Below are 19,514 nucleotides of genomic sequence, written 5' to 3'. Positions count from 1 at the left end.
ACAGGCCGCCCTGACCAAGGTGATTAACGGCGTCGATAGCTCTTCTGCGCGTTGTTCACTTTTACCAGGTAGCGGCGTGATTCACCGGCTGGATGCTTGGTCGTCAACGTCTGGTAGACGTCGCCCGGCTGCATGCCATTGATGATACCCACCGCGCGCGTCCTGTCGCTGGAGAACACCCGCAATACGCTGCCTGCGCCACCGTTATAGGCGGTGATAACGGCATAGCGGCGTGAGGTTGGGTTCTGGATGCCGCCCAAATAGTTGTTCTGCAAAATGGCCAAATAGGCAGTACCGGTGTCGATGTTGTTCTCTGGATCGAACAGGTAGCTGCGGCTTGGCGTACCCCATTTCCCGCGCATCTGGAACACGTCTTTACCGGCGGTGTGTTGTACCACCTGCATCAGGCCGAGTGCATCCGAACCGCTTACCGCATACGGGTTAAAGCTTGATTCTGTCTGCATGATGGCCAGGATCAGTGATTCTTCAACACCGTATTTTTCCGACGCTTTACGGACCATTGGCAGGTATTTATGCGCACGTTTGTCCAGGTGGTTTGGTACCAACTGGATGGTGATTGAGTAAATCACGTGCAGGCCGGAGGTGCGTTTTTGCAGTTTGGTCTGCAACAGGTAGTCAGCAAAGTGCGCCGCACGCCATTCCCAACGGATCGGCGCGCCTTTGTTATCCAGCACCTGGCCGTACAGGAATGGCTCTTTACTGATCTGGATATCGTTGACGTCGGAATAGAGATCGATAGAACCCGGATCGTCACCCATCAGCAAGGTGCTGATAATCGCCTGACGCAGGTGTGCAGCAGGATCGGTGGTGGCGATGGTTTCAATGGTGATGGCACCAGAATCAAAGTTAATGTGGCTACGGGTTTGATACTGGTCGGTATATTTAACGTAATCTTTTGGCCCGGCGATCAGAACTTCGTTCAGACCCCAGATATTCTCAATGTTGTGGGCGAACTGCCCCATCAGGATCTCAAAGCCATTGGTGTCTTTGACCCAGGCTTCGTTGACGTCTTCACTTTTTTTGCTGGAACAAGAAATCAGCAAAGGCGCTATCACTAGCAAAGCTAAAATTTTCTTCATCTAAAATAAAAGCCGTATACGAGAAGAATTTAAGGTATTGAAGAGGGCCAGCGCCTGGCCCCAACAGCGTTATTCGCTTGGCGGCGTATAGCCTTCGATGTGCACGTCATGCCCTTCGAACAGGAACTTGATCATTTCCGCTTCCAGCAGTTTGCGGTCATCCACGTTCATCATGTTCAGCTTCTTCTCGTTGATCAGCATGGTTTGTTTTTTCATCCATTCTGCCCAGGCTTCTTTCGAGATCTCGTTATAGATACGTTTGCCGACGTCCCCAGGATAAAGCTGGAAGTCCTGCCCTTCGGCATCACGCTGCAGGAAGGTACAAAAAATGGTTCTGCTCATGCTAATTCCTCATCAATGGCGCTATCGCCAAATAAACCCGTCATACTTTCGACGTCTTTAGGGTATTAATCCTGCTGGCGCGGTGACTGTTTTGCCAGCTGTTGTAACAGACGGTCAACCGGCGCTGCCAGCCCGACCGATGGCGGCTGCGCTAAGTTATACCAGAGACCGGCACCCTCATCCATGCTGCTGCCTGCGTCGTCCATTTCCAGCCATATCGGCACAATATCGAGATGGAAATGACTGAAAGTATGGCGAAATGCGGTCAACTGTTGCTGGCGATTGTTTTTCAGACCGCGTTGTTGCAGCCAGAGTTCCATCTCTTCACGTTCGCTGAACTGCGGGAAGCAGAATAGGCCTCCCCACAGCCCAACGGCCGGCCGTTGTTCCAACCAGGCTTGTTCGCCCTGCTGCAACAATAAAAAGTAGGCCGTTTTTTCCGGTAAAGTCTGCTTGGGTTTCTTACCCGGGTATTTCGCCCAGCTGTGATTGGCATAGGCGATACAGCCCAGGCTGAGCGGGCATAGCTCGCATTTGGGCTTGGAGCGGGTGCAGACCATCGCACCCAGATCCATCATCGCCTGATTGAACTGGCCGACACCTTGGGCTGGGGTAACATTTTCACTGATCTGCCACAGACGGTTTTCGACGTCCTTCTTGCCCGGCCAGCCTTCCACCGCATAGCAGCGTGCCAACACGCGTTTCACGTTGCCGTCGAGGATCGGGTAATGTTGGCCGAGTGCCAACGACAGCACTGCCCCAGCGGTTGAACGGCCGATTCCGGGCAGCGCGTGGATTTCTTCAAAGGTTGTCGGGAACTCGCCGCCGTGCTGTGCGACAATAGTCTGCGCAGCCTTGTGCAGGTTACGCGCTCGGGCGTAGTAGCCCAGGCCGGTCCACAGATGCAGCACTTCGTCCAGCGGCGCCTCTGCCAGAGCACGCACGTTGGGAAAACGGGCAATAAAGCGCTGAAAGTAAGGGATCACGGTGGCAACCTGAGTTTGTTGCAACATGACCTCAGAGAGCCATACTTGATAGGCGGTTTTATCCAACTGCCACGGCAAGGTTTTGCGGCCGTAGCGTTGGTACCAGTCAAGCACCACCTGTGCGAACTGTTGTGCTTGCATCATAAGCAGATTCGATATCCGGCAGAAAATGAAGCGCGATTGCAGCATAGAGTCATGATGCTGTAAACCGGAACTTTCCGACGTCGCACGGCAGGTACATAAGATGAACACTTGCTAAACCAATGTATCTTTGCATAATGCGCGTTTCCCCTAATTAGCAGCCAAACAGACAGAAAGCACTATGATTAATGACGTCATCTCCCCGGAATTTGATGAGAACGGCCGCGCTATGCGCCGTATCCGCAGTTTTGTTCGCCGCCAAGGGCGGCTGACCAAAGGCCAGCAGCACGCGCTGGACCACTATTGGCCGGTGATGGGCGTGGAGTATCAGGCTGAACCTGTCGACATCGCAGCACTGTTCGGGCGCGATGCGCCAACCGTGCTGGAGATCGGTTTTGGTATGGGCGCCTCGCTGGTGACCATGGCGGGCAATAACCCGCAGCAGAACTTCTTGGGGATTGAAGTGCATTCGCCGGGCGTGGGCGCGTGCTTGGCCGACGCCACCGAAGCGGAATTGAGCAACCTGCGCGTAATGTGTCACGACGCGGTTGAGGTGCTGGAGAATATGATCCCGGACGGTTCGCTGGACATGGTTCAGCTGTTTTTCCCCGATCCGTGGCACAAAGCGCGCCATAACAAGCGCCGCATCGTACAGACGCCGTTTGTTGAATTGGTGCGTCGTAAACTGAAAGTTGGCGGCGTGTTCCACATGGCTACCGACTGGCAGCCTTATGCAGAACATATGTTAGAGGTTATGAACGGGATCTCAGGCTACCGTAATCTTTCCAGCGATAATGATTATGTGCCGCGTCCGGATTCACGCCCACTGACAAAATTTGAATTACGTGGCCAGCGTCTGGGACATGGCGTTTGGGATTTGATGTTTGAGAGGAAAGAATAATGGCTAAGAACCGCAGTCGTCGTTTACGTAAAAAGTTACACATTGAAGAGTTTCAGGAGCTGGGTTTCTCCGTAGCATGGCGTTTTGCCGAAGGCACTTCGGTTGAAGATATCGACGGCACGCTGGACGCTTTCATTGATGAAGTGATCGAGCCGAACGGCATGGCGTTTGACGGTAGCGGCTACCTGCAGTGGGAAGGTTTGATCTGCCTGCAAACTATTGGTCACTGCACCGACGAACAGCGCGAACTGGTCAAAAAATGGCTGGAAGCGCGTAAACTGTCCGACGTTAAGGTCAGCGATCTGTTCGATATCTGGTGGGACTGATTTTCCCTGCCCGATCGGCGCGGCCCGGTGCCGCGCTAGGCTTATTGATTTTAAGGTGCCTTAACGGCGCCTTTGTTTTATGCCCAAAATATTTCAAGTTGCAGCTAGGCGGCAAGTTTGTGAGTCCTCGGGAGCTTACTCAGGTAAGTGACCGGGGCGATGAAACGCAGCCAACAACGCGGCGGCTTGAAAGATGAAGGGAGACCCGGAGTGTGACCGCGGTGGTAACTACATTGGATAACGCGTTGCTGGATGACATTCTGCAACAGGTGCGCCCGCTGATTGGCCAGGGCAAAGTGGCGGATTACATTCCTGCGTTGGCGGAAGTGGCTGCTGATCGCTTGGCCATTGCCATTTGCACTGTCGACGGTGAAATGTTCCAGGCGGGTGAAGCCACCGAGCGCTTCTCTATTCAGTCTATTTCTAAGGTACTGAGCCTGACGCTGGCACTGGCGCGCTATCAGGAACATGAAATCTGGCAGCGGGTCGGCAAAGAGCCTTCCGGCCTGCCGTTCAACTCGTTGTTGCAGCTGGAGATGGAGCAGGGTAAACCGCGCAATCCGTTTATTAACCCCGGTGCGCTGGTGGTGTGCGACATGCTGCAAACCCGGCTCAGCGCCCCCAAACAGCGCATGTTGGAAGTGGTGCGCCAACTGGCCGGTGAAGATGATCTGGCCTATGACGCGCGGGTGGCACGTTCCGAGTTTGAGCACTCGGATCGCAATGCCGCAATAGCCTATCTGATGAAATCATTCGGTAACTTCGAAAACGACGTGCTCACCGTGCTGCAAACGTATTTTCACTACTGTGCGCTGCGAATGAGTTGCGTAGAGCTGGCACGCAGCTTTGTTTACCTGGCCAATCATGGCCGCGATCTTCGAGGGCGTGAAGTGATCAGCCCATTGCAGGCGCGGCAGATTAATGCGCTGATGATGACCAGCGGTATGTACGACGGCGCAGGGGAGTTTGCTTACCGTGTGGGTATGCCGGGCAAATCTGGCGTCGGCGGCGGCATTGTCGCCATTGTTCCCGATGAGCTGTCGATCGCAGTCTGGTCACCGGAGCTGGATGCCTCCGGTAACTCATTGGCGGGAACTGCGGCACTGGAACTGTTGTCTCAACGGATTAGCCGTTCGATTTTTTAGCCCATCACGGAAGGGCGTCAGGAGAAAATATGTTAAAGAAAACCGGGCTAGCCTTGTTGCTGTTGACGGCTTCACAGGCACATGCCGAGTATCAGTGCAGTGTTAAACCTCAGGACGACGTGATTATCAGCCCGCAAAATGTGCAGGTGACGGGCGCCAGTGGCAATCTGCAGATTTCACCTGATGGTGATGTTACCCGCAACGGCCAGGCCTTGAGCATAAATGACAGCCAGCGCCAAAAGGCGTTCAGCTATCAGAGCGCACTGCGCAAAGAATTGCCGTGGATCGATAAAGGTGCGCAGCAACACCTGGAGAAAGCGCGAGTGGCGCTGGACAAGGTCATTGTGAAGGAGCTGGGTAGCGACAGTAACGTGCGCAACCGCCTGACCACCCTGAATGGGCAGCTCAAGCAGCAAATGAACCGTATCATCGAGCACCGCAGCGACGGCCTGACCTTCCACCACAAGGCGATTGATCAGGTTGAGCAGGATGGCCGTAATCTCGTGCAGCAGAGCATGGGCGGTGTGTTGCAAGACAGCCTGAATGAGATGGGCGTCAAACAGGCTGCCAACAGTGGCGGTAACCCGTTGCAGGCGATCATGGGCAATCTGGGTGGCCTACAGAAAGCGATTCAGAATGAATGGAACAACCAAGAGCAGGACTTCCAAAACTTTGGCCGTGACGTGTGTAACCGTGTAACTGGTCTGGAAACTCAGCGTAAAGACCTGTTGAAGGCGTTGAAGTAACACGACATCACGCTGGTCGCCTGCTGTTTTACGTCTTCCAACTGAAGCAAAAAAAAGCGCTGAACATTCAGCGCTTTTTTCTATTCATCTGCCAGGAACAACTCCAGCAGCGAGTTAAGGAACAGTTTGCCTTTCTCGGTGATTTGCCAATACTCCGGCGTTTCTTCCAGATAGCCTTTCGCCAATGCTTCATCCAGGGGCGCACGGATGGTGCTTTCATCCAGCCCGGTGTAGTTGACGAATTCGGCTCGCGGCGCGGCTTCCAGCAAGCGGAAACGGTTCATGAAGAATTCGAACGGCCGATCGGCCGCCGTCACCTCATGCTGCTTGTCCATATACTTGCCCTGCATAAAACCGCGCGGGTGCTTGGTCTTCGCGGTGCGCAGAATACGGCCGTCGCTGAAGGTCACTTTGCCGTGTGCACCACAACCAATCCCCAAATAGTCGCCAAAGCGCCAATAGTTGAGGTTGTGTTGGCACTGATAGCCTGGCTTGGCATAGGCCGAGGTTTCATATTGCTGGTAACCGGCGGCGCTCAGTAACGCGTGGCCGCGCTCGAAAATGTCCCACAACGCGTCGTCGTCTGGCAATACCGGTGGACGTGAGCTGAACAGCGTATTGGGTTCGATGGTCAGTTGATACCATGACAGGTGCGGCGGATTAAGGGCTATCGCCTGGCGCAAATCGTCCAGCGCCTCTTCCAATGACTGATCCGGCAGGCCGTGCATCAAATCAAGGTTAAAACTGCGCAGCCCGAGACCGGTGGCCAGGTGTGCCGCGCGTTTGGCCTCTTCCGGGCCGTGAATCCGCCCCAGACGGGTTAACTTCTCGGCGCTGAAGCTTTGCACGCCGATAGAAATGCGGTTCACACCGGCGCGCTGGTAGCCGCTGAAGCGATCGGCCTCTACGGTACCGGGGTTCGCCTCCATGGTGATCTCGGCACCCTCAACCACGTGAATACGTGCCCGGACACCGTCCAGCAGGGATTGCATCGCTTCGGCACTGAGCAGGCTAGGGGTACCGCCGCCGATAAAAATGGTACTGATTTCGCGGCCGGCAACCAATGGCAGATCGGCATCCAGATCTGCCAGCACATGATCGACATATTCTTGATGCGGTACTTCACCCTTCAACGCATGCGAGTTGAAGTCGCAGTACGGGCATTTCTGCACGCACCACGGGATATGAATGTACAAACTCAGCGGGGGCAACTTAAGCATTACGCATTGCTTCCAGCATCAGTTTCAGCGCTTTACCACGGTGGGATACTGCACGTTTCTCATCACGGCTCAGCTCCGCTGCAGTACGGCCCAGTTCCGGGACATAGAAGATGGGATCGTAACCGAAGCCGCCTTCACCTGCGGCGGCAAAGGTGATCTCGCCGGCCCAGCTACCGTGGAATACCAACGGCGTGGGATCTTCCGCATGGCGCATATACACCAGTACGCAGTGGAACTGTGCACCGCGACTGCCCTGCGGCACGTCTTTCAGCGCAACCAGGAGTTTGTCGAGGTTTTGCTGGTCAGAAGCGTCAACGCCCGCGTAGCGCGCAGAATAGATGCCTGGTGCACCGCCCAGCGCGTCGACAGCCAGGCCCGAGTCGTCGGCAATCGCCGGCAGGCCGGTGATTTGCGCGGCATGGCGTGCTTTCAGGATCGCGTTTTCGATGAAGGTCAGGCCGGTTTCCTCTGCGGAATCCACGCCCAGCTCGGTTTGTGCGACCACATTCAGCCCGAAATCGGCCAGCAGGTCGGCGAGTTCACGCACTTTGCCCGGGTTACCGGTGGCAAGAACGACTTTTTGCATAGTGACTACCTTGAAAATGATTCGATGATGCTCTACGTAGCTGAAACCGCAGCGGCCTTGCTGCTGATTCAGCTACTTTGTGTATAGCGCCGCGACCACGGCGGGGATCTGTTGCGGATTAACGATGCGTAACTGTTTATGCCGCCCCAGCTCGCCTTTCTCGATGGTGACGTTGCTTTTCGCCACTTTGAACTGCTTGGCAAGAAATTTGATCAAATGAGCGTTGGCCTGGCCGTCTACCGGCGGGGCGGTAATGGCGACTTTAAGTTCGTCGCCATGCAAACCGATAATCTGGTCGCGGCTGGCTTTTGGCTGAATATATAGCCTGATAGCCAGCCCGTCCAGCACCGGAGTAACAGCACTCACAGCAGGAACCAGATCTCGCCGAACACATCCATGCCCAGGTAATTGATCAGATACAAGATCAGGATCACGACCATCGCTGAGAAATCGATGCCGCCCATCGCCGGCAGAATACGGCGGATAGGGGACATTAAAGGCTCAGTCAGTTGATACATCAACTGATCGATTGGGCTGCGGCCCTGGCTGATCCAGCTCATCAGCGCACGGATAATCATTACCCAGAAGATCAGGTAACCGGCCGACTTCACCAGCGAGATCAGGCCAAACAGCAGGTTATATGGGCTGAGTGACATTGCGCCGCCTTGAATGAGCAACAGCAGCGGGTACTTGATGGTCATCAGCAAGAATGCCAACAGCAGTGAGGCGCTGTCGATTGGCCCAAGTGACGGGATGATACGGCGCAGTGGGCCAACCACCGGCTGGGTGATCTTCACGACAAACTGTGCGAATGGGTTGTAAAAGTCAGCGCGAGTCCACTGCATCCAGATGCGCAGCAGCAGTACCATGACGTAAAGATCGACAACGGTTTTGACCAAAAAAGTCAGCGTTAGCATGTAGTAGCCCTTCTCCTTAACTCTCGATTATTTAAAATGATTTTTCCATTTCCTGCGCGCGGGATACTGCCGCTTGCATGGCTTTGGCCACGGTGGCCGGCAGTTGTTGTTCGTTGAACACCCGTAACGCCTCGGCGGTGGTGCCGCCTTTGGAGGTGACCTGTTCACGCAAAGTCGACAATGGCGTATCCGGGTTGGCTTCGACCAGTGCGGCGGCGCCAGAAGCGGCCTGTTGTACCAGGTTGCGGGCGGTTTGGCTGTCAAAGCCCATACGTTCGGCTTCCTGTTGCATCGCTTCCATAAACAGGAAGAAATACGCCGGTGCGCTGCCCGCTGCGGCGATGACGCTATTGATGCCGTTTTCGTCATCCACCCAACAAACCTTACCGACGGATGCCATCAAATCGCTGGTGTAGTCGCGGTCCTGCTGGCTAACGTGCTGTGGCGCATACAGGCCACTCATGCCTTTGCCTACCAATGATGGGGTGTTCGGCATGATGCGCACGATGTTAAGTTTATCCCCCAGCAGTTGGTAAAAACGGCTGACCTGAATACCCGCAGCGATGGACAACACCAGTTTGCCGCTGAAATCGATCTGATCGTGCAGGGGCTGACACACGTCCGCCATCATTTGCGGTTTTACCGCCAGCACCACGACATCGGCAGTGCGTGCGCAGGCAAGGTTATCGCCGCTGCTGATGATGCCGTAGTCTGCCGCCAACGCATCACGGTTTTTGGCCGAGGGTGCGCAGACGCTGATGGATGTAGCGGGGTAACCCCCGGCAACCAGGCCGGCGATGATAGCGCGTGCCATATTACCGGCACCAATAAAGGTAATCTTACGGTGTTGCATTAAAACCCCTCATCTGTGTGTATACCCGTTGTCTTTCAAGCCGGCCGTAGGACGGCAACGTGAAAGCCAAGGGGCATATTAGGCCTGTGAATAATCACGGGCGCCAAAAATTGCGGTGCCAATACGCACCAGGGTGCTGCCAGCGGCAATCGCCGCCGCCATGTCATCGGTCATGCCCATCGACAGCGTGTCCACCTGGGGATACTGCTGTTGCAGGGCCAGAAAGGCCTCACGCATTTGCCCGAACACCGCCAACTGGCTCTGGTAATCCTCTTGCGGAGCGGGGATGGCCATCAGCCCGCGCAGCTTGATATTCGGCAGGGCGGCAACCGCCTCAGCCAGTGCCGGCAATTCAGTCAGTACAATGCCAGATTTACTCTGTTCATCGCTGATATTTATTTGGATCAGCACGTTAAGCGGCGGCATGTCAGCCGGGCGTTGATCGTTCAAACGCAGGGCGATACGCAACCGATCGACGGTGTGGCACCAGGCAAAGTGTTCTGCCACCAGCCGACTCTTGTTGGATTGCAGTGGGCCGATAAAGTGCCAATCCAGCGTTGCACCTTCTGGCAGTGCGGAGAAATGTTGAACCTTATCCACGCCTTCCTGAACATAGTTCTCGCCAAAGGCGCGCTGGCCTGCCGCGATGGCTTCTGCGATCGCCGCCACAGGTTTGGTTTTGCTCACTGCAAGCAGCGTCACTTCTTCTGGAGCGCGAGCGCAGCTTTGAGCGGCCGCGACAATGCGGTTTCTGACATCCTGCAGATTCTGTTGGATAGTGCTCATTATTGACCCAGGAGATTGATATGGATATCGATGAATTCGTGGCCCTTAGTGTAAAGCATAATGCTTCGGATCTGCACCTTTGTACCGGTCATCGACCGATGTTGCGCATTGATGGCGATCTGCAGCCCTTGGAAGGGGCGGAAATGCTCACCGAGGCGAGTATGGATTTGCTGTGCAGCATGCTGTTGCAACCGGCGCAGTGCCAGCAGTTGCAACAGCAGGGCCAGCTCGATCTGGCACTTTCTCTGTCGGGCGGTCTCCGGCTGCGTGCCAATTTCTTTTTGCAACGTCAGGGCATTTCCATTGCCTTGCGGCTCATTGCCGATCGCTGTCCAACCTTGGCAGCTCTGGCAGCTCCCGACATTATCTCGGCGCTATTGCGGCGGGAGGACGGTTTGATTCTGGTGACGGGAGCGACGGGCAGCGGCAAGTCGACCACGCTTGCGGCGATGATTGACAACATTAATCAGCACCAGCGGCGGCATATCCTCACGGTGGAGGATCCTATCGAGTTTATCCACTGTAGCCAGAAGTGTTTAATCCAACAGCGGGAATTGGGCCGCGATAGCCACAGTTTTGACGACGCATTGCGCGCCGCACTGCGTGAAGATCCTGATGTGATTTTACTGGGCGAATTGCGTGATACCGCCACAATACGTCTGGCGCTGACTGCTGCGGAGACCGGTCATCTGGTACTGGCAACCTTACATACCCGCAGCGCGCCGCAGGCGATCGATCGGCTGGTGGATGTTTTCCCGGCGGAGGAAAAGCCTTATGTGCGTACCCAGTTGGCTGGCAGTTTGCAGGCGGTGATTGCCCAAAAACTATTGAGCAGGCTGGGCGGCGGGCGTGTGGCTATTTTTGAAGTGTTAACGGTAACTGCGGCAGTCAGCAGCATGATCCGCGAAGGCAAAACCCATCAACTGGCCAGCGTGCTGCAAACGGGTGGGCAGTTTGGCATGCAGACGTTTGAACAGGGTTTGCAACAGCGGATCAGCGCAGGGTTACTGAGTGGGGAAGAGAACGCTTTCGGCTCAGGGGGCGATTAACCCAATTGCCGCTCAAACCAGCTTTCCAGGATCACGACGGCGGAAGCAGAATCCACGCTGCCCTTGTCCAGAGCGCGGAAGCCGCCGCGATCGAACAGATTAGCACGGGCTTCGACAGTACTGAGGCGTTCATCATGCAGCGCGATCTGTACGCCAAAGCGGCCATGCAAGCGGTTGGCGAACTTGCGTGCTTGCTCTGTGACCAGCTGCTCCGTGCCGTCCATGTTCAGCGGCAGGCCGACGACGACCAGATCAGGTTGCCACTCTTTCAGCAGTTTCTCGATCTTTTGCCAGTCCGGCTTACCCTCTTGGGCTTTGAACGCCGCCAGTGCACGGGCGCTGCCGGTGAGCTCCTGCCCGATGGCAGCTCCAATGCTTTTGGTGCCGAAGTCGAAGGCGATAATGGTGCGGTTGGTCATCAAGCGTGTCCTGCGTGGTTGGCAATGCTACAAATGTCGATACCGAGGCGGTTAGCTGCCTCGCGCCAGCGGTTGGCGATTGGCGTATGGAACAGAATGTTGGCGTCGGCTTCAATGGTCAGCCAGGCGTTTTCCAGCACTTCCTGTTCCAGCTGCCCCTTTTCCCAGCCGGCATAACCGAGCGCTACCAGCACGTCATCGGGTTGGTCTGCGGTGCCCAGCGTCTCCAGCACGTCTTTCGACGTGGTGATCATGGTTTCTGGTGAGATCTGAATGCTTGAACCGAAGCCCTCACAGGGGGTATGCAGGATAAAGCCGCGATCGTCCGCCAGCGGGCCACCGGCAAATACGGGTTTATCCAGGCTGATGGCCGGATCACGCGCCTGTGGCATGATCTTCAGTTTGCTCAGCACCGTTCCCACCGTGAACTGTTCCATCGGTTTATTGATCACCAGGCCCATGGCGCCGTCTTCATTGTGCTCGCAGACATAAATTACCGAGCGTTTGAAGCGGGGATCCTGAAGCGATGGCATAGCGATAAGAAAATGGTGCTGTAAATTCATGGTGTTATTTAAGGTAATTGATTGGTGAGAAGTTAAACAACCGCCAGTATGCGGTTATACCCATCGCCTTTCAAGCCACAGCTTGCTTGACGCGGGCCGAGCGAGCCGGCCCGTGAAGCCAGAATGGCGGGCGACGTTACGCCCGCACTGCGATTATTTTGCCGCCAGACGTTTTTCTATCGCGTCCATCAGCATGCCGGTAATCGACACCGGGAAGGCGGCTTCGATTTCCCGTGCACAGGTTGGGCTGGTGACGTTGATTTCGGTCAGGCGATCACCGATCACGTCCAGGCCAACAAAGATCAGCCCTTTTTCTTTCAGGGTTGGTGCCACCGCACGTGCGATTTTCCAGTCGCTTTCGCTCAACGGGCGAGCTTCGCCACGGCCACCTGCGGCCAGGTTGCCACGGGTTTCGCCCTGTGCGGGAATGCGCGCCAGGCAGTAAGGTACCGGCTCCCCATCAACCACCAGAATGCGTTTATCACCTTCCTTGATGGCCGGCAGGAAGTTTTGCGCCATGCAGAAACGGCTACCGTGTTCGGTCAGGGTTTCGATAATGACCGACAGGTTAGGGTCGTCTTGTTTTACGCGGAAGATCGACGCGCCACCCATGCCATCCAGCGGTTTGAGGATGATATCGCCATGCTGCTGATGGAATTTGCGGATGTGCGCTGCGCTGCGGCTGACCAAGGTATCCGGCGTCAGTTCAGGGAACCAGGCGGTGAACAGCTTTTCGTTGCAGTCGCGCAGGCTTTGCGGCTTGTTGACCACCAGCGTGCCTTTAACCTCTGCGCGTTCCAGAATGTAGGTCGCATAGATGTATTCGGTATCGAAAGGCGGGTCTTTACGCATCAGGATCACGTCCAGATCCTGCAGCGCCAGATCTTGCTCGCTGCCAAAGCTGAACCAACTCTCTTTATCTTCCTTTACGCTCAGCAGGCGAGTGCGGGCGCGGCCGTCACCGGCGTGAAGATAGAGATCGTCCATTTCCATGTAATGCAGTTCCCAGCCACGACGCTGCGCTTCGAGCAGCATGGCGAAGCTGGTGTCTTTCTTGATGTTGATGGAGGCGATAGGGTCCATCACGATGCCGAGCTTAATCATCTTTTCTCCTTTAACCCAGATCACCGAAACGTACCTGCAAAGCGGTAATCGCGGTGAGCGCTGTGGTTTCTGTACGCAGAACGCGTGGCCCCAGCAGGATATCAGTAAATCCGTGGCCTGTGGTCATCGCAATTTCGTCGGCGGATAAACCGCCTTCCGGCCCGATCAGCAGGCGGACATGTTCCACCGGCAGCGGCAACGTATTGATACTGTGGCTGGCGCGCGGATGCAGGTTAAGTTTCAGGCTGCCATCTTGCTCGGCGCACCAGTCTTCCAGTTTCATAGCTTCGCGAATTTCCGGAATACGGTTACGGCCGCACTGCTCGCAGGCGGCGATGGCGATCTTCTGCCATTGCTGAATTTTTTTCGCCAGGCGTTCACCATCCAGCTTCACACCGCAGCGCTCGGAAAACAGCGGAGTGATGACATTGACGCCAAGCTCGATGGATTTCTGAATGGTGAATTCCATCTTCTCACCGCGAGAAATCACCTGGCCCAGATGCAGATTGAGCGGCGATTCACGGTCTTCCTGTTGGCCGGCACCGAGTCGCACCAGCACGTTTTTTTTATCGACCTGGGTGATCTCGGCGTCAAACACCTGGTTGCTGCCATCAAAGAGCTGCAGCGCTTGGCCGGCGCTCATACGCAGTACACGCCCGATGTGGTTGGCTGCGTCTTCGCTCAACGCGACTTCCGCATGATCGTTCAACGACTGCGGGTGATAAATGCGGGGTATACGCATAGAAATATTCGATCCTGACTAATGTGCAGTCATCAGTGCTGCAGCTTAAAAAAAAGAGTATATACCCAAAGTAATTGAAGCTGCAGCAAGGCGGCAAGTGAGTGCATCCCGATGAGCTTACTGAGGTAAGTGATTCGGGATACAAATCTGCCGGGAGCAGATTTGAACGCCGCTTGCAGCGGCCCCTTTAGGGGCGTGGCCCACGGATGGGCCACGTAAGCTCATGCAGTCAACACCGCGGCAGCTTTAAGTACGAACGGAGTTAGCCGTTTCGTTGCTGGCAAGCCTGTTGAATATAGGGATTATGATTGCCCTGCACCTTAGCGATGCGTGCCTCGCGCAGGCATTCCCACTGGCTTACCGGATATTGACGGTTCCACACGTCAAAAAGCTGGGTCTGTTGGCGTGAAAGCTGCAGTTGATAGCGATCGCGCATATAGAAGTAAGTACGAGCGATGGCACCGCGGGCGCGGGCGGGCGGTTCGGCCTGTTTGTTTTTGAAGTCCACTTTCATTGGACACTGGCCATATTGGCCTTCCCCTCCTTTCCACTGGCTGTACATGAAGTTGTTACGATCGCCATTCACTTCACCTATCGCGGGCTGCAGGTTGTGCAGATCGGTCTCGATTTGTCGGTAGCCGGCATCCTTATTACAGTTTTTACGGCCACCCTGCTGCCAGCACTGTAATTGGTGACCGAATTGCCAGGCGGGTACCACATGTTCCCATTCGATACGTTGCGCGCGCTGGGCATTTTTACGCGCCTGATAGCCGCAACTGTTCAGATCGGGAATGCCTTTCTTGCCCTGCCAGTCGATCCGGCAGCCGCAGTAGAATGAGCCCGGCGCGTCCTGGTTAATTTTAGCCGCCGCCGTTTTGGCCTGAGAAAAGTTATTGATGCCGTGGGCCTGTGCGGCACCGGCAGTGAGAACTACCATAAACAAAATTTTGCGAAGCATATTCCAAAACAGCTCAAAATTGGAAAAGCAGGCAGGGTAACGGAAGTTTAAGGCAGTGGCAAATGGCGATATTTACTTGTTTTAACGTATAAATCGTTTCATTAAAGCGGATCGTTAGCGATAAATCTCAGCTTTTCGCCGCACTGACGGCAGCGGTATTCACTCTCTCCACGCAGCACCCGATTATGGCGACGCACAGTGAGCTGGTGCTGTTGGCAACGGCACAGGTAGGGGAAGGTTTTGCTCTGTACTGAGGCAATCTCAAATTGATGAGTACGGCTGGCAGGGACCTGCAAGACGCTTTCCATCATCCAACGCCATTTATTGCCGTGAGGAGGGACGCGACCAAACTGGCGAAATACCAACAGGTGTGCCAGTTCATGGGGCACCACTTCGTCGATAAACGCCTGTTGGTTTTCCATCAGCAATATGGGGTTTAGCCTGATTTCCCAAGCCTGTAGCCAGGCCGTACCCGCGCTGGTGCCGCGCTGTTGGTAAACGACTTTAGGCTCCGGAAACTCGACGGAAAAGTGCTGACGGGCCAACTGCAATTTTTCTCGCAGGCAGCGCATCACCGCTTGTTGTAGCGCAATGGGGATTCTTACTTTGTTCATTGCCGCTAGCTTAAGCAATGGCGCATCGGCTGGCAAGATGTGCAGTTGCAAGCAGGTTTTTCACCGCATTGATAACCCGATCGACGCTGATGGATTGTAATCAATGTGTTAACTGCGGGATAATAAACCGTACATGCTGAGTCTGTACCCGTTGGGGACGCCTATATTCGTCCCGATTGACGCGGGCGCAGTATACGCTGCCCCTACAAAGCAGGGGGTTATTATGCGATTTAGCGCAATAACCGACTGATTAAAAATACGTAAGGTATGGGGAGTTTTTTGACGCGGCCTGCCCCGAGCTGGCTGAGTAAGTGTGAATTTAACGCAGCTGATGTTGCAAGTGAGAGATCAATGTCGAATAAACCGTTCCATTATCAAGATCCGTTCCCGCTGAAGAAAGACGATACCGAATACTATCTGTTGAGCCGCGATCACGTTTCCGTGAGCGAGTTTGAAGGCCAGGAAGTCCTGAAAGTAGCCCCCGAAGCGTTAACCCTCCTTGCTCAACATGCGTTCCATGACGCCTCATTCATGCTGCGCCCAGCGCACCAGCAGCAGGTTGCCGATATTCTCAAAGATCCGGACGCCAGCGAAAACGACAAGTACGTTGCGCTGCAATTTCTGCGTAACTCAGAAATCGCCGCCAAGGGTATTTTACCGACCTGTCAGGACACCGGGACGGCCATTATCGTCGGCAAAAAGGGCCAACGTGTCTGGACTGGCGGTGGTGATGAAGCCGCATTGTCACGCGGGGTGTATAACACCTTTATTGAAGACAACCTGCGTTATTCGCAAAACGCCGCGCTGGATATGTACAACGAGGTCAACACCGGCAGCAACCTGCCAGCGCAGATTGATCTCTACAGCGTCGACGGTGAAGAATATAAATTCCTGTGCATCGCCAAGGGCGGTGGTTCAGCCAACAAAACCTATCTTTACCAAGAAACCAAAGCGCTGCTGTCACCGGGCAAGTTGAAGGACTATTTGGTCGAGAAAATGCGCACGTTGGGTACCGCGGCTTGCCCGCCTTATCACGTCGCGTTTGTTATCGGCGGGACGTCTGCCGAGGCAACGTTGAAAACCGTGAAGCTGGCGTCCACCAAGTACTACGACGGGCTACCGACCGAAGGTAACGAACACGGCCAGGCGTTCCGCGATGTGGCGTTGGAAGCCGAATTGCTGAAAGAAGCGCAGAACCTCGGGTTAGGTGCCCAGTTTGGTGGCAAATACTTTGCGCACGACATCCGCGTGGTACGTCTGCCGCGTCATGGCGCATCCTGCCCGGTGGGCATGGGGGTTTCCTGTTCCGCTGACCGTAATATCAAAGGCAAGATCAACCGTGACGGCATCTGGCTGGAGAAACTGGAGCATAACCCGGGCAAGTTTATTCCACAGGAACTGCGTCAGGCCGGGGAAGGTGAGGCGATTAAAATCGATCTTAACCGCCCAATGGCCGAGATCCTCAAACAGCTGTCGCAATACCCAGTATCCACCCGTTTGTCACTGAGTGGCACCATTATCGTGGGCCGTGATATTGCACACGCCAAATTGAAAGAGCGCCTGGACAAGGGTGAAGGTTTGCCGCAGTACGTGAAGGATCACCCGATTTACTATGCTGGCCCGGCCAAAACGCCGGACGGCTACGCATCGGGTTCGCTGGGGCCGACAACCGCTGGGCGTATGGATTCGTACGTTGATCTGCTGCAGTCCCACGGTGGCAGTATGATTATGCTGGCGAAAGGTAACCGTAGCCAACAGGTGACCGACGCTTGTAACAAGCACGGTGGCTTCTATCTCGGCAGTATCGGTGGCCCAGCTGCGGTATTGGCGCAGCAGAGCATCAAGAGCCTGACCTGTGTCGAATACCCGGAGTTGGGGATGGAAGCGATCTGGAAAATCGAAGTGGAAGATTTCCCGGCGTTTATTCTGGTCGATGATAAAGGCAATGACTTCTTCCAGAAGATCCAGGCCGGCCAATGTTCACGCTGCGTGAAATAACCCCCCTCTAAAGACCTACCGCCCGACGCCGGGCGGTAGGTTTCCTGCTTGTGGGGTTCATGTGTAAAGTCCTGTAGCCTGCTGGACGCCACCTTTTAACCTGTATAACCTACGCGCTAAGCAGTATCACTCGCGTAAAGGCATATTTGGAATAGAAGGTTCGGCAAACACATGGAAACGCAGGAAAATCATATCAGGGAGTTGCTGGTCTGGATTGAAGACAACCTGACTAACCCACTGTCATTGGATATCGTTTCTGCCAAATCAGGCTACTCGAAATGGTATCTGCAGCGAATGTTCAAAACGCAAACCAACCTGTCGCTGGCCTCCTATATTCGCGCTCGTCGTTTGTATCTTGCCGCCTTCGCCTTACGTTTCACACGCAAAAGCATTCTTGATATTTCAATTGAATATCAATTTGATAACCAACAGACTTTCTCTCGTTGCTTCAAGAAGCACTTTGCTGAATCCCCCAGTGTTTACCGCCATGCCCGCAAGCAGGATTTCAGCCATTTGGTGCGTTCATTGTCGGTCAGTCAACCGGGTGACATCCAAGTGGACTGCATCAAGGTCGCCAAAGGCCAGTATGCGATCCGAGGCAAAAGTTATACTTACCATCTGGACATTGCCGATCTGGATAAATCGCATCTGCATATCCGCAGTAAGCTCAGAGAGAGATTCTATGCGTCGGTGGCTAGTCGGCCGGCGTTGACCTATGCACTCACCGAGTTTATTCCGGATGGTGAACAGGTCAGGGTCGAGTATGTTCTCGGTGTTGCAGCGGACTACCCCGTCAGCGAGGATGCAGGTCTTGAGCCGCTGCCTGAAATTTACGGCGATTATTGCCGATTTTTCTACTCCGGCAAGCCTGTCGCCCTGCACGATCATGTCGTACAAATTTATACCCAGGCATTACCGGAGCTCGGCCTGGCCCGTCGTGAAGGGCCAGACATTACGATGTTCAACTATTCGCTGAATGAGCAGGAGGAGCTGCATCTTGAGCTCCAGCATCTGGTGCCAGTGACGCCCCTGGGTTGAGTGACCGAACGTCAGGCGTGCGGTTTTTTTGTTGCACAATATCGGCCATTACCGCCAGCGCAATTTCCGCCGGGGTTTTACTGCCGAGCGGCAGACCGATCGGGGCATGTATACGCTCCAATTCTTGTGGGCTGAACTCGGCAATTTGCTGCAGACGCTGGCGGCGTCGCGCACTGTTACGCAATGAACCCATGGCACCAATGTAAAAGGCGGGGGTGTGAATCGCCTCCATCAGCGTCAGGTCGTCCATGCGCGGATCGTGCGTTAGCGCCACAATCGCGGTATTGGCATGACAGCCGCCATCTTCAATAAATTTGGCCGGGAACTGGCGCAACAAGGTGACGTTGGGTCTGAGCTGCGCGGCAAAATTATCCAGCGCATCTGGGCGGTTTTCACAGACCAGCACTTCAAAACCCAATGAACTGGCGAAGTCGGCGCAATACAGGGCCACGCTGGATAACCCGGCGATCAGTAAACGCGGGGCTGCAGCGATATGCAAAGTGATGTGCGGGCCACGGCGCTCGACTTGGGTGGCGCTGGCAAAATCGGTCAGTGTCAGGCCGTTGCAAGCATCAGGTAAGGTCAGTCGTTTAATCAACGCGTGGTGCCCGTTGAGAGCACCTGCAATGGTAGTCAGATAGTCAATACTCTCGTCACCGGCCGGTAGGTACTCAATCAACACTTCCAACACGCCGCCACAGGGCAGCGCGACGTTCGGTTCCAGTCCCCCTTCGCCGTAGCGGATCACCTGGCTGGCCGCCTGATACTCTCCAGCCGCCACACGCCGAAGAAAATCCTCTTCCACACAGCCGCCTGACAGCGAACCGCAATAATGTCCATCTTGGGTTGCCGCCAGTAATGCTCCCGGCGAGCGTGGCGAGGAGCCATAAGTATTCAGTACGGTGCACAGCCACACCGGTTGCTGTTTCAGCCAGTTTATCGCCTGGCTGACCACGCTGATATCGAGATGTTGCATAGAT

Annotated in this window: 22 protein-coding genes and 1 pseudogene; 7 read left to right on the top strand and 16 right to left on the bottom strand. The window is 55.0% G+C overall.

Annotated features, from left to right (window positions below; genetic code table 11):
* Positions 1 to 23 precede the first annotated feature (23 nt).
* The 3 genes and pseudogenes from mltC to mutY form a co-directional block, all read right to left on the bottom strand.
* Positions 24 to 1,100 (bottom strand): membrane-bound lytic murein transglycosylase MltC, encoded by a 1,077-nt coding sequence (gene mltC, locus ACI2J2_RS16670; RefSeq protein WP_209637472.1) that lies wholly within the window; start codon positions 1,098 to 1,100, stop codon positions 24 to 26.
* A 69-nt stretch (positions 1,101 to 1,169) separates the two neighbouring features.
* The gene (locus ACI2J2_RS16665) at positions 1,170 to 1,442 is read right to left on the bottom strand and encodes an oxidative damage protection protein (RefSeq protein ID WP_061807913.1); all 273 of its coding nucleotides are present in this window, start codon (positions 1,440 to 1,442) and stop codon (positions 1,170 to 1,172) included.
* Positions 1,439 to 2,617, bottom strand: a pseudogene (gene mutY / locus ACI2J2_RS16660) (A/G-specific adenine glycosylase). The gene ACI2J2_RS16665 and the pseudogene mutY overlap by 4 nt, the downstream one beginning before the upstream one ends.
* Before the next feature lie 133 nt (positions 2,618 to 2,750).
* Between mutY and trmB the strand changes: the two are divergent.
* The 4 genes from trmB (at position 2,751) to ACI2J2_RS16640 (ending at position 5,687) form a co-directional block, all read left to right on the top strand.
* Positions 2,751 to 3,470, top strand: a complete 720-nt coding sequence (gene trmB, locus ACI2J2_RS16655) for a tRNA (guanosine(46)-N7)-methyltransferase TrmB (RefSeq protein ID WP_209637475.1) — start codon at positions 2,751 to 2,753, stop codon at positions 3,468 to 3,470.
* Positions 3,470 to 3,796: a YggL family protein gene (locus ACI2J2_RS16650; RefSeq protein WP_135318011.1), complete on the top strand. Its 327-nt coding sequence runs from the start codon at positions 3,470 to 3,472 to the stop codon at positions 3,794 to 3,796. Before trmB ends, ACI2J2_RS16650 begins: the two co-directional genes overlap by 1 nt.
* 221 nt (positions 3,797 to 4,017) lie before the next feature.
* Complete coding sequence (gene glsB, locus ACI2J2_RS16645) at positions 4,018 to 4,941, top strand: glutaminase B (protein WP_404760567.1); 924 nt, start codon at positions 4,018 to 4,020, stop codon at positions 4,939 to 4,941.
* 29 nt (positions 4,942 to 4,970) lie between these two features.
* Positions 4,971 to 5,687, top strand: a complete 717-nt coding sequence (locus ACI2J2_RS16640; RefSeq protein ID WP_209637477.1) for a DUF2884 domain-containing protein — start codon at positions 4,971 to 4,973, stop codon at positions 5,685 to 5,687.
* 80 nt (positions 5,688 to 5,767) lie between these two features.
* On the opposite strand, the gene hemW is transcribed toward ACI2J2_RS16640, so the two are convergent.
* The 6 genes from hemW to ACI2J2_RS16610 form a co-directional block, all read right to left on the bottom strand.
* Positions 5,768 to 6,907: a radical SAM family heme chaperone HemW gene (gene hemW / locus ACI2J2_RS16635; protein ID WP_209637480.1), complete on the bottom strand. Its 1,140-nt coding sequence runs from the start codon at positions 6,905 to 6,907 to the stop codon at positions 5,768 to 5,770.
* Positions 6,900 to 7,493 (bottom strand): XTP/dITP diphosphatase, encoded by a 594-nt coding sequence (locus ACI2J2_RS16630; RefSeq protein ID WP_209637482.1) that lies wholly within the window; start codon positions 7,491 to 7,493, stop codon positions 6,900 to 6,902. The genes hemW and ACI2J2_RS16630 overlap by 8 nt, the downstream gene beginning before the upstream one ends.
* A gap of 72 nt (positions 7,494 to 7,565) precedes the next feature.
* Positions 7,566 to 7,859, bottom strand: a complete 294-nt coding sequence (gene yggU / locus ACI2J2_RS16625) for a DUF167 family protein YggU (RefSeq protein WP_265556841.1) — start codon at positions 7,857 to 7,859, stop codon at positions 7,566 to 7,568.
* Positions 7,856 to 8,410 (bottom strand): YggT family protein, encoded by a 555-nt coding sequence (locus ACI2J2_RS16620; protein ID WP_209637487.1) that lies wholly within the window; start codon positions 8,408 to 8,410, stop codon positions 7,856 to 7,858. Before ACI2J2_RS16620 ends, yggU begins: the two co-directional genes overlap by 4 nt.
* A gap of 31 nt (positions 8,411 to 8,441) precedes the next feature.
* A complete protein-coding gene (gene proC / locus ACI2J2_RS16615; protein ID WP_209637489.1) occupies positions 8,442 to 9,263 on the bottom strand; it encodes a pyrroline-5-carboxylate reductase in 822 nt (273 codons plus the stop codon).
* 78 nt (positions 9,264 to 9,341) lie between these two features.
* On the bottom strand, positions 9,342 to 10,049 hold the full coding sequence (locus ACI2J2_RS16610; RefSeq protein WP_404760459.1) for a YggS family pyridoxal phosphate-dependent enzyme: 708 nt from the start codon (positions 10,047 to 10,049) through the stop codon (positions 9,342 to 9,344).
* Between the two features lie 20 nt (positions 10,050 to 10,069).
* On the opposite strand from ACI2J2_RS16610, the gene ACI2J2_RS16605 reads away from it, so the two are divergent.
* Complete coding sequence (locus tag ACI2J2_RS16605) at positions 10,070 to 11,098, top strand: type IV pilus twitching motility protein PilT (RefSeq protein WP_404760458.1); 1,029 nt, start codon at positions 10,070 to 10,072, stop codon at positions 11,096 to 11,098.
* On the opposite strand, the gene ruvX is transcribed toward ACI2J2_RS16605, so the two are convergent.
* The 6 genes from ruvX to ACI2J2_RS16575 form a co-directional block, all read right to left on the bottom strand.
* Positions 11,095 to 11,517: a Holliday junction resolvase RuvX gene (gene ruvX / locus ACI2J2_RS16600; RefSeq protein WP_037416753.1), complete on the bottom strand. Its 423-nt coding sequence runs from the start codon at positions 11,515 to 11,517 to the stop codon at positions 11,095 to 11,097. The genes ACI2J2_RS16605 and ruvX overlap by 4 nt on opposite strands.
* A complete protein-coding gene (locus ACI2J2_RS16595) occupies positions 11,517 to 12,080 on the bottom strand; it encodes a YqgE/AlgH family protein (protein ID WP_209637495.1) in 564 nt (187 codons plus the stop codon). The genes ruvX and ACI2J2_RS16595 overlap by 1 nt, the downstream gene beginning before the upstream one ends.
* Positions 12,081 to 12,233: 153 nt before the next feature.
* Positions 12,234 to 13,184 carry a glutathione synthase gene (gshB, locus tag ACI2J2_RS16590; protein WP_265556836.1) on the bottom strand — a complete coding sequence of 317 codons (951 nt, stop codon included), beginning with the start codon at positions 13,182 to 13,184 and terminating at the stop codon, positions 12,234 to 12,236.
* Between the two features lie 10 nt (positions 13,185 to 13,194).
* Positions 13,195 to 13,926 carry a 16S rRNA (uracil(1498)-N(3))-methyltransferase gene (rsmE, locus tag ACI2J2_RS16585; RefSeq protein ID WP_209637499.1) on the bottom strand — a complete coding sequence of 244 codons (732 nt, stop codon included), beginning with the start codon at positions 13,924 to 13,926 and terminating at the stop codon, positions 13,195 to 13,197.
* Positions 13,927 to 14,188: 262 nt separating this feature from the next.
* Positions 14,189 to 14,884, bottom strand: coding sequence for a deoxyribonuclease I (gene endA, locus ACI2J2_RS16580; RefSeq protein WP_209637501.1), 696 nt, complete (start codon positions 14,882 to 14,884; stop codon positions 14,189 to 14,191).
* A gap of 101 nt (positions 14,885 to 14,985) precedes the next feature.
* On the bottom strand, positions 14,986 to 15,498 hold the full coding sequence (locus tag ACI2J2_RS16575) for a SprT family zinc-dependent metalloprotease (RefSeq protein WP_209637503.1): 513 nt from the start codon (positions 15,496 to 15,498) through the stop codon (positions 14,986 to 14,988).
* Positions 15,499 to 15,849: 351 nt separating this feature from the next.
* Between ACI2J2_RS16575 and fumA the strand changes: the two genes are divergently transcribed.
* On the top strand, positions 15,850 to 17,496 hold the full coding sequence (fumA, locus tag ACI2J2_RS16570; protein WP_209637505.1) for a class I fumarate hydratase FumA: 1,647 nt from the start codon (positions 15,850 to 15,852) through the stop codon (positions 17,494 to 17,496).
* Positions 17,497 to 17,667: 171 nt separating this feature from the next.
* Positions 17,668 to 18,534, top strand: coding sequence for a helix-turn-helix domain-containing protein (locus ACI2J2_RS16565; protein ID WP_209637507.1), 867 nt, complete (start codon positions 17,668 to 17,670; stop codon positions 18,532 to 18,534).
* On the opposite strand, the gene ACI2J2_RS16560 is transcribed toward ACI2J2_RS16565, so the two are convergent.
* Complete coding sequence (locus ACI2J2_RS16560) at positions 18,458 to 19,510, bottom strand: XdhC family protein (protein ID WP_404760457.1); 1,053 nt, start codon at positions 19,508 to 19,510, stop codon at positions 18,458 to 18,460. The two genes, ACI2J2_RS16565 and ACI2J2_RS16560, sit on opposite strands and share 77 nt — an antisense overlap.
* Between the last annotated feature and the right edge of the window lie 4 nt (positions 19,511 to 19,514).

This window comes from Serratia sp. NPDC087055, from assembly GCF_044900985.1.
GTDB lineage: Bacteria > Pseudomonadota > Gammaproteobacteria > Enterobacterales > Enterobacteriaceae > Serratia.
The sequence above is the reverse complement of the archived record's forward strand: the minus strand, read 5'-3'. Positions and strand labels throughout refer to the sequence as shown.

Excerpts from the sequence above, each read along its gene's own strand:
- ACI2J2_RS16605 (WP_404760458.1), top strand. The coding sequence starts at position 10,070 with ATGGATATCGATGAATTCGTGGCCCTTAGTGTAAAGCATAATGCTTCG.
- ACI2J2_RS16630 (WP_209637482.1), bottom strand. The coding sequence starts at position 7,493 with ATGCAAAAAGTCGTTCTTGCCACCGGTAACCCGGGCAAAGTGCGTGAA.
- endA (WP_209637501.1), bottom strand. The coding sequence starts at position 14,884 with ATGCTTCGCAAAATTTTGTTTATGGTAGTTCTCACTGCCGGTGCCGCA.
- ACI2J2_RS16650 (WP_135318011.1), top strand. The coding sequence starts at position 3,470 with ATGGCTAAGAACCGCAGTCGTCGTTTACGTAAAAAGTTACACATTGAA.
- ACI2J2_RS16610 (WP_404760459.1), bottom strand. The coding sequence starts at position 10,049 with ATGAGCACTATCCAACAGAATCTGCAGGATGTCAGAAACCGCATTGTC.
- ACI2J2_RS16565 (WP_209637507.1), top strand. The coding sequence starts at position 17,668 with ATGGAAACGCAGGAAAATCATATCAGGGAGTTGCTGGTCTGGATTGAA.
- gshB (WP_265556836.1), bottom strand. The coding sequence starts at position 13,184 with ATGATTAAGCTCGGCATCGTGATGGACCCTATCGCCTCCATCAACATC.
- ACI2J2_RS16640 (WP_209637477.1), top strand. The coding sequence starts at position 4,971 with ATGTTAAAGAAAACCGGGCTAGCCTTGTTGCTGTTGACGGCTTCACAG.
- proC (WP_209637489.1), bottom strand. The coding sequence starts at position 9,263 with ATGCAACACCGTAAGATTACCTTTATTGGTGCCGGTAATATGGCACGC.
- ACI2J2_RS16620 (WP_209637487.1), bottom strand. The coding sequence starts at position 8,410 with ATGCTAACGCTGACTTTTTTGGTCAAAACCGTTGTCGATCTTTACGTC.
- rsmE (WP_209637499.1), bottom strand. The coding sequence starts at position 13,926 with ATGCGTATACCCCGCATTTATCACCCGCAGTCGTTGAACGATCATGCG.
- fumA (WP_209637505.1), top strand. The coding sequence starts at position 15,850 with ATGTCGAATAAACCGTTCCATTATCAAGATCCGTTCCCGCTGAAGAAA.
- mltC (WP_209637472.1), bottom strand. The coding sequence starts at position 1,100 with ATGAAGAAAATTTTAGCTTTGCTAGTGATAGCGCCTTTGCTGATTTCT.
- ruvX (WP_037416753.1), bottom strand. The coding sequence starts at position 11,517 with ATGACCAACCGCACCATTATCGCCTTCGACTTCGGCACCAAAAGCATT.
- ACI2J2_RS16575 (WP_209637503.1), bottom strand. The coding sequence starts at position 15,498 with ATGAACAAAGTAAGAATCCCCATTGCGCTACAACAAGCGGTGATGCGC.
- trmB (WP_209637475.1), top strand. The coding sequence starts at position 2,751 with ATGATTAATGACGTCATCTCCCCGGAATTTGATGAGAACGGCCGCGCT.
- ACI2J2_RS16665 (WP_061807913.1), bottom strand. The coding sequence starts at position 1,442 with ATGAGCAGAACCATTTTTTGTACCTTCCTGCAGCGTGATGCCGAAGGG.
- ACI2J2_RS16560 (WP_404760457.1), bottom strand. The coding sequence starts at position 19,510 with ATGCAACATCTCGATATCAGCGTGGTCAGCCAGGCGATAAACTGGCTG.
- ACI2J2_RS16595 (WP_209637495.1), bottom strand. The coding sequence starts at position 12,080 with ATGAATTTACAGCACCATTTTCTTATCGCTATGCCATCGCTTCAGGAT.
- hemW (WP_209637480.1), bottom strand. The coding sequence starts at position 6,907 with ATGCTTAAGTTGCCCCCGCTGAGTTTGTACATTCATATCCCGTGGTGC.